General features: G+C 66.7%; 11 protein-coding genes and 1 pseudogene. 6 read left to right on the forward strand and 6 right to left on the reverse strand.

Features of this window, described 5'->3' with window-relative positions; translation table 11 throughout:
- The coding region (locus MKK82_RS10335; protein WP_243985558.1) for a MucR family transcriptional regulator at positions 1-219 on the forward strand (219 nt) is incomplete at its 5' end.
- Here MKK82_RS10335 and MKK82_RS10340 read toward each other — a convergent pair.
- On the reverse strand, positions 211-495 hold the full coding sequence (locus tag MKK82_RS10340) for a hypothetical protein (RefSeq protein WP_243985560.1): 285 nt from the start codon (positions 493-495) through the stop codon (positions 211-213). The two genes, MKK82_RS10335 and MKK82_RS10340, sit on opposite strands and share 9 nt — an antisense overlap.
- Before the next feature lie 73 nt (positions 496-568).
- The gene (locus MKK82_RS10345; RefSeq protein ID WP_243985562.1) at positions 569-880 is read right to left on the reverse strand and encodes a hypothetical protein; all 312 of its coding nucleotides are present in this window, start codon (positions 878-880) and stop codon (positions 569-571) included.
- Between the two features lie 173 nt (positions 881-1,053).
- On the opposite strand from MKK82_RS10345, the gene MKK82_RS10350 reads away from it, so the two are divergent.
- From MKK82_RS10350 to MKK82_RS10360, 3 genes are all read left to right on the forward strand, one after another.
- Positions 1,054-1,662: a PAS domain-containing protein gene (locus MKK82_RS10350; protein WP_243985564.1), complete on the forward strand. Its 609-nt coding sequence runs from the start codon at positions 1,054-1,056 to the stop codon at positions 1,660-1,662.
- 75 nt (positions 1,663-1,737) lie between these two features.
- The gene (locus tag MKK82_RS10355) at positions 1,738-1,998 is read left to right on the forward strand and encodes a hypothetical protein (protein ID WP_238291608.1); all 261 of its coding nucleotides are present in this window, start codon (positions 1,738-1,740) and stop codon (positions 1,996-1,998) included.
- Positions 1,999-2,248: 250 nt separating this feature from the next.
- Positions 2,249-2,662: a helix-turn-helix domain-containing protein gene (locus MKK82_RS10360; RefSeq protein WP_243985565.1), complete on the forward strand. Its 414-nt coding sequence runs from the start codon at positions 2,249-2,251 to the stop codon at positions 2,660-2,662.
- 556 nt (positions 2,663-3,218) lie between these two features.
- Here MKK82_RS10360 and MKK82_RS10365 read toward each other — a convergent pair.
- From MKK82_RS10365 to MKK82_RS10380, 4 genes are all read right to left on the reverse strand, one after another.
- Entirely contained in the window at positions 3,219-3,440 is a 222-nt protein-coding gene (locus MKK82_RS10365; RefSeq protein WP_238291610.1) for a transcriptional regulator, read from the reverse strand.
- Between the two features lie 29 nt (positions 3,441-3,469).
- Positions 3,470-3,736 (reverse strand): hypothetical protein, encoded by a 267-nt coding sequence (locus tag MKK82_RS10370; protein ID WP_238291611.1) that lies wholly within the window; start codon positions 3,734-3,736, stop codon positions 3,470-3,472.
- A 90-nt stretch (positions 3,737-3,826) separates the two neighbouring features.
- Complete coding sequence (locus MKK82_RS10375; RefSeq protein WP_238291612.1) at positions 3,827-4,210, reverse strand: VOC family protein; 384 nt, start codon at positions 4,208-4,210, stop codon at positions 3,827-3,829.
- 49 nt (positions 4,211-4,259) lie between these two features.
- Positions 4,260-4,499, reverse strand: coding sequence for a 3',5'-cyclic-nucleotide phosphodiesterase (locus MKK82_RS10380; protein WP_238291613.1), 240 nt, complete (start codon positions 4,497-4,499; stop codon positions 4,260-4,262).
- A gap of 876 nt (positions 4,500-5,375) precedes the next feature.
- Between MKK82_RS10380 and MKK82_RS10385 the strand changes: the two genes are divergently transcribed.
- Both MKK82_RS10385 and MKK82_RS10390 read left to right on the forward strand, forming a co-directional pair.
- Complete coding sequence (locus MKK82_RS10385) at positions 5,376-5,636, forward strand: hypothetical protein (RefSeq protein ID WP_243985566.1); 261 nt, start codon at positions 5,376-5,378, stop codon at positions 5,634-5,636.
- Between the two features lie 722 nt (positions 5,637-6,358).
- Positions 6,359-6,652 (forward strand): annotated as a pseudogene (locus tag MKK82_RS10390) (sugar transferase); the annotation flags it as partial.

Raw genomic sequence — 6,652 nt, forward strand, 5'->3', positions numbered from 1 at the left:
TCGGTCCGCCCCGACGGCATCGTCAGCTTCATCGACGGCAAGACCTACAAGACGCTCAAGCGCCACCTCACCAGCCACGGCCTCGACCCGAAGAGCTACCGCGACCGCTACGGCCTGCCGTCCGACTACCCGATGGTCGCCGCGAGCTACGCCGAGCGGCGCTCCGCCCTCGCCAGGGCCATCGGCCTCGGCGTGCCGGGCGCGCGACGATCAGCGTAGGAGCGGCAGGAGCGGCGCGATCGTCCCGGCCGGCCGCAGGATCCCGGCCGGCCCAGTCCGCACGGGTCGACCCAGCGTCTCAGTCCACCCGAGCTCGATGATTCGAGCGCTCGGCGCCTCGATCGCGGTCTTCGCGACCGCTCGCGCGGCCCGGAACTTGGCAGCGCCGATCCAGCGCACGATCCAGTTCTCACGTCCGCGACGTGAGGCTGGTGCGCGCCCAGGCTTGGACCAGCGCTGGGCGGGGCGGACGTCGTCGTGCTTGACCGGAGACATGAGCGAAGCTCCCCTGATCGGGGTTTCAGGCAGAACTCAGTAGCGGTGCTGTAAGCGGCGCCGCATCACCCGTTCAGGGTAAGCTCGACCATTCGGCCGCCTCCTGCACGACCATCAGGAGGCGACGGCGTTCGTCGGGATTGGTGATGCGCCTGTAGGCCTGCAGCAGCAGCGCGCAATCGTCCTCGACGCCGCCATCGGATTTCATATCGACCGCGTTGGGCAGGTCGTACAGCGCAGCCGGCGGGACCTGGAGGGCTCCGGCGATACGCTGCAGCAGCGGGTTCGATGTCCGACCGTCAGCATGAGCGGGAGGAGTGGCACCCTCGTCCTCCAGGGGCTGCCCGATCGGCACCCGGTCGCTCGGTGGCGTCTTCGATCCCATGGCGGTTCCCGCGTCGGCCCACAGGCCGCATCAAGCCGGTATTCAAAATGCAATAGCCTGTCGGTGGATTAACGACGGCACGCAACAATTGCTCCATCTCGGAGCTTACCTCTTGAAGTTGTACCCGGCCGCCACGCTCAAGAATCCGTTCCTGGTTCGGATAAGCCTGCCCTATGCCGAGACCCAAGCTGAACGTCGACCGGACCTGTCCCGAAGCGTTTCGGCACGCACGCGACGCTCTGGACGTGGCCGGTCGCTGGGAGTGGGAGGCAGCCACAGATTCTGTGCGCTCCGATGCCTTCGTGGCGTTGTTGTTCAACGTCGACCCAGCGAAAGCCGAGACGGGCATTTCACGGGCCGCTTTTCAGGCGGCCATCCATCCTGAGGATCGCGAACGCATTCTCGGCCTGATCCGTCAATGCGCTCAGGAGGGCCGTGCGTATGTCACCGAATACCGCGTGATCGCGTTCGATGGGCAGACACGCTGGGTGCTGGCGCGAGATCGCTTCTCCTGTGATCAGGCCGGGCAGCCGCTGCGTGGAAGCGGCATGTTGGTGGACATCACCCACCTGCGGATGGCCGAGACGACATCCAGCGCGATCGTGCCCTACGCGGGAGAAGCGCCCCTGGATCGGGCGGCCGAGCACGCCATCGCGGCCCAGCGGGCGATCGTGGAGCTGCAGGACCCGGAGCTGAAGGTCCACGCCGACACCCTGCTGATGGCGCTGGGGCGCAAGCTCGCCGGCCAGGAGGTTCGGAACCGGCGCAGGCACATGAACTGAGCCCTGTCGTTCTGTCGCGCCAGCAAGATCGCGCACGGGCTGGCGGCGCCCCTCCTGCCATGGCACCTCGTGAGGATGACCAAGCCCAAGGTTCAGATCTGCGAGGTGAAGCTCGGAAGTGAATGGCGCTCCGTCAGCCTCACCGAGGCAGCAACCGAGCACGTCATGGCCGTGAAGCGCTGCCCGGCCTGCCACGGACGCGTGATGATCCTCGGCGCCTACAACTGGCCCAGCGTTCGCCGCACCATGTCACACCGGAAGTCGCATAGCGGCTGCCCGCTCAAGCCCGACACCTACACCGGGACGCCATCGCTGCACCCACAGGCACTGACCTAACTCTTCGTTCAGCTCCGCCATGCAATCGGATCGCAGTTCGGAGCGGCGCAAGGCCGATCCCAACGGTGCGGTGGCACAATACCGAGTGTTTCGGTTCTGCCGACCTGCGTCGTAGGGGGAATGGTCAAGCTATGTCGGCCGTGCACGCCCCGGTTGTGCGATTGGGCACAACTCAATTGGGCGTTACGTGGTTGGTGTGCGACAGAAGCTCTGGCCAGCCATGGCCGCGATACCGGGAAGCTGCCGACCGATGACCGCCATCAACAAGCCCAAAGTGACCACGGATGCCGACCGCGTGATCGGAGGCCGGATCGCAGCGCTCCGGGCAGCCCAAGGCCTGAGCCAGACGGTGCTGGGGCAGGCCTTGGGCGTGTCCTTCCAACAGGTCCAGAAGTACGAGAAGGGCCGCAATCGCATCGGCGTCGGGCGGCTGCAGGCGATCGCCGACGTCCTGAACGTGTCGGTCGAAACCTTCTTCGCCGGTCAACCGCGATCGGAGGGCGATGGGGCCGTGGCCACGACGTTCTTCAACGATCCGAAGGTGATGGAACTCGTCATGGCCTTCAACAGCATCTCGGACGCCACGACGCGCGCGAGCGTTCTGTCGATCGTGAAGGCCGCCGCCAGCCTGCGTCGGGAGTCGATCAGGGACCGTGCCTCCTGAAGCCGGGACGCTGATCATCGCCCTGCTGCCGGCTCATCACGCGGCGGCCGGCATGATGCGTGGCCCGGGGACTGGCCCTCGGCTCGGCCCGACACAGCGCGTCAGCCGCCGGCCATCCGTCGTAGACGTCTGCCCCTATCGCTCGTCGCTCCACCGGGACGGACATCCGACCGGGCGGACACCGATGCCGGGTACGGTGGTTTGAGCCGCGATGTCCGTGGCGATCGTCCGGTCTGCTCGAAGAACGGGAGCATCCGGGTTGCAGCACCGGAGAGGCCCGCGACGATGCCCCGGCCATTCGGCTGCGGCGACTCGCGCAGCCGTGCGAACGCGCGCAGCCTGACGGATCCATGTCGAGCGGAACCGGGATGGGGTCGATCCGCTCGCGGTTCGCGCGGATGAACGCGATGGCCGGGTCAATCTCGCGGAGACCTATCTCCGCGGCGGCGCGGGTGCGCGAACCGCCGCCCCTCGGAGAAGCGGCCTTGTGGGGCCGGCGGACCTGGGCGTCTCAGCCTGGGGCCTCCGTGTGGCCGAGTAAAGAACCGGTCGCTTCCTAAAGCACGCCTCCGGGCAGGTCGGCGGGCGGGAAGCTGGCACCGGCAGCCCGCAGGGCCTGCATCAGGGCGTTCAGCTGCGCGATGGTGATCGCCGGTTCGCCGGGACTGCCCTCAGCGCGCGCGACGACACTCACCGGCACCTTGGCGCGTTTGGCCAGATCCGCCGGTGCCAAGCGGATCGAGATCCGCGCCGCGAGAAGCTGCGGGCCTGTGATCACCACGCCAGTCCCTCAGAGAGAGCCCCGGTTCAAACATTGGCCGTCGGGATGAACCGGGATCGGTAGGCCTGGATTTCGCGCCGAGCCGCGGCGCTCATGCCGGGAAGCGTCGCGATCCTGCCCATGGGCATGAATAGCAGATGCTCCGGCGCGCCGATGCCGGCTGCCAACAATATCCTGGCGATCCGCCGGGGAAGCCGGCCTTCGAAAAGTTTGAGCGCGACCGACTCGGCCGCCATGACCGCATTGTCGGCGGCTAACGCCAGGAGGCGCGCGTTCTCATCCGGCAGGCTCATGTGCGCGCTCGTTTCCGAGACCGGATCCCGGCTCCGCCGCCCGATCCGATCACGGGGTGGCGGAAGCCTTCGACGGCCCAGCCCGTTGGATCAATCCGTCAACCGGTTGAGAGCGCACAGCTTATTGCCGTCCGGATCTCGAAGGTAGGCGAGGTACAGGCGACCCGACGGGCCCTGGCGCTCGCCCGGCGGGTCTTCGATGGCGGTGCCGCCGTTCGCGACGCCGGCGTCGTGCCAGGCCTTGGCCTCTTCCGGGCTCTCCACGGCGAAGCCGATGGTGCCGCCGTTTGCGCCAGTTGCGGGGTTCCCGTCGATCGGTTTGCTGATCATCAGGCGGCCGCCTCGATGGGCGTAGATCAGCCGCCCTCGCGGGTCCTCTTTACCGGGGCTGCCTCCCGTCGCGGCAAAGAGCGCATCGTAGAACGCCTTCGATCGGGCGAGATCGTTGCTGCCGATCATCACGTGGCTGAACACCGGGCTACCTCCCTGCTGGTGAGTCGTCGCATCTCTCGCGGCGGGAACGCTACTTGCCGCCACCGCTCTTGTAGGCATCGATGGCGCGCCGGCAGTTCGGGGACATCTGGCTCATGTTCTTCTTGAAGCAGGCGTCCATCTGCGGGCTGTTCGGATCGATGCCGGCACAAAACGTGATGGCGTCGCCCGCGCAGTAGGTCTGCAGATCCGCGTTGCCGCGTTGAAGCGTCTGTGCCGCGGCGGGAACGGCGATGGCGCCGAGGCTGACGGCGAGGATGAGGCTGCGCATTCTTGGTCCCTGGCCCAGACGGTTCGTCGATACCCTAACGAACCTAGCGACGGTTTTATCCCTTCCGCTCCGCAACCGGATCCCGACCCCGGTCACGAGGATGAACGCCCGGCCGGGTGTCGCGGTGAGCGGTCCACTCCCGGCTGGGACCACGGCTGCTGTGACGGCCGCAGCAATCGCTCTTACCCGGCCCGTGATCGCGTCCATCCCGTCGGCCCGGCGGTGGCGCAGGCCTATTCACACCGAGCCATTCCGGCGCCGCCGAGGTCTCGCGCCGCGGAGCGTGGTTTGAAGAACTGCTTCTACCGCGGCTAGTCATATCCAGGGGGCGCACAAGCGCCGCTCAGGCTGAAAAAAACTATCTTTGTCGCTCTCAGAAGCGCAGGGTACCTGAATCACCGGATCGGCTGAGCCAGGCTCCGGTGGCTGAGGGCCCCGTGTCCCCGCCTGTGTACGGATAGGCGGGCGCATGGCAGACCTTCTCCAGCTTCCAGTCAGGCCCCGTTCCCGGCATGCCCGGCGACCCTATCAGGTCCGCAAGCTGGACGGGGGCGGCGACGTGCTGACGACGCGGATCATCACGGCCCGCAACGACGCCGATGCGTCCCGACAGGCCTCAGATCTGGCCGATCGGAACCGGGTCGAACTCTGGTCGACGAGCCGTCTGGTGGGACAATTCGGACCATTGGACGACCCCATCGCCATTTCAATCAGGCTGCTGGCTGATCGATCGAGCATCACCCTCCGAGGGCGCCGCTTCTCATCCGCGACGCCCGTCGCAGAGTAAGATCATCACGCCGGTGAATAGGCCCGCGGTGTCGTAGCCGGCGCTCTGCCGGATCGATGATCGATATTTTTGCAAAAAGGATCTCTGCCATGATCGGCCAGAAGCGTTTCGGGCGTAAATTATCCCTTCGTTCCAAGATGGAGATCAAGCGTGATTTGACGATGATGGGAAAGGCTGACGACATTATACTCCGGTTGAATACCGAAAATCTGAGTCAGGAGGAGTTCGCTGCCATCGTCTCCGGGCTCATCGCCGAGCATCACATCACACCGGAGCGGGCGCAGATGTTGCTCGGTCTCTATGGCCGCGGCAAAGCCGCGCCCGCGTCGACCGGTGAGGTCTCGACGTGAGCGAGGGCGATTGCGGCATCCGCTGAAGCGGGCTTCGCGCGCCGCTGCGGCACGCGGCGGGTCAGCACCGGACGGCCGGTGACCGCGAGCCCGTTGCCCGCCGCCGGCTGGTTCCGTCATGGCCGCGTGCTTGCACGAGGGGCGGCGCGGCGGGGATCTGGGTACCGCACAGAGCGCCGGCCCGCGCCTCGCCATGGCGCTGGGCCGCGCCGGCGCTGAGAACGCGACGCAATGCGACCACTTGGATCTCGGGGGAGACCGCCGCCTCGATCCGACGCGCTCATCACCCGCGCCGGCAGCCTGCCGGCTCCCATCGGAGCCTGCCGCAACCCCGGGGGCATCTCCGTCCGGGCGCGATGCGGGGCGGGGCGCGGCTGAGTGACTGCAGGTGCAGACAATGCGCCGGGTCTGAGGTCGTCGTGTCGGCTCTTGCCTCGCCGGCGATCAGGCCAAAATGAGCGCGGCTCCGCATGAGAAGCGGAATCAGGTTCGATTCTGGAACTACGTAGCCAATACGTAGCTGTTGCTTGAGTCCCTCGTCGTCCTTTGGCGTCGGGGAGCCGCTATCCCAGCTGATATGGCCTGACTGGCAGCGGTTAGACTGTCTTGAGGCGCGCGGGGGCGCGCAGGTTTCACTTGCCAAAGCAATTTTCAACCAATACAAGCGGCGCAATAACGGTTCATTAACCTTCGCCATTGGTCTCATCACAGGAGCTGAGACGGTGCCGCTCGAACCCGAAACCTCTGTACCCGCCGGTGTTCTCACAGCTCATCGCGGGATCGGATTGTCGGAGGAGGCCGAGCACGCAGCAGGCCAGCTGGTTGAGCAGGTGAGCGGGGCTGCAGAGACCGTCGCCGATGCGGTTCTGCCCCCCGCGCCCTTCGTGGTTGGCGGCCTGCGTCTGGACTGGGCGGCCAAGCGGAGCCTGGACGTCGGCGTGGCGGTGACGGCGCTGTTCGTGCTTCTGCCGCTGCTGCTGCTGATCGCGGTTCTGGTCTGGGCCGGCGACCGGCAG

This window comes from Methylobacterium sp. E-046 (assembly GCF_022829625.1).
Classification (GTDB): Bacteria; Pseudomonadota; Alphaproteobacteria; order Rhizobiales; family Beijerinckiaceae; genus Methylobacterium; species Methylobacterium longum.

Coding starts and splice junctions, on each gene's coding strand:
- MKK82_RS10340 (WP_243985560.1), bottom strand. CDS start 495: ATGTCTCCGGTCAAGCACGACGACGTCCGCCCCGCCCAGCGCTGGTCC.
- MKK82_RS10345 (WP_243985562.1), bottom strand. CDS start 880: ATGGGATCGAAGACGCCACCGAGCGACCGGGTGCCGATCGGGCAGCCC.
- MKK82_RS10350 (WP_243985564.1), top strand. CDS start 1,054: ATGCCGAGACCCAAGCTGAACGTCGACCGGACCTGTCCCGAAGCGTTT.
- MKK82_RS10355 (WP_238291608.1), top strand. CDS start 1,738: ATGACCAAGCCCAAGGTTCAGATCTGCGAGGTGAAGCTCGGAAGTGAA.
- MKK82_RS10360 (WP_243985565.1), top strand. CDS start 2,249: ATGACCGCCATCAACAAGCCCAAAGTGACCACGGATGCCGACCGCGTG.
- MKK82_RS10370 (WP_238291611.1), bottom strand. CDS start 3,736: ATGAGCCTGCCGGATGAGAACGCGCGCCTCCTGGCGTTAGCCGCCGAC.
- MKK82_RS10380 (WP_238291613.1), bottom strand. CDS start 4,499: ATGCGCAGCCTCATCCTCGCCGTCAGCCTCGGCGCCATCGCCGTTCCC.
- MKK82_RS10385 (WP_243985566.1), top strand. CDS start 5,376: ATGATCGGCCAGAAGCGTTTCGGGCGTAAATTATCCCTTCGTTCCAAG.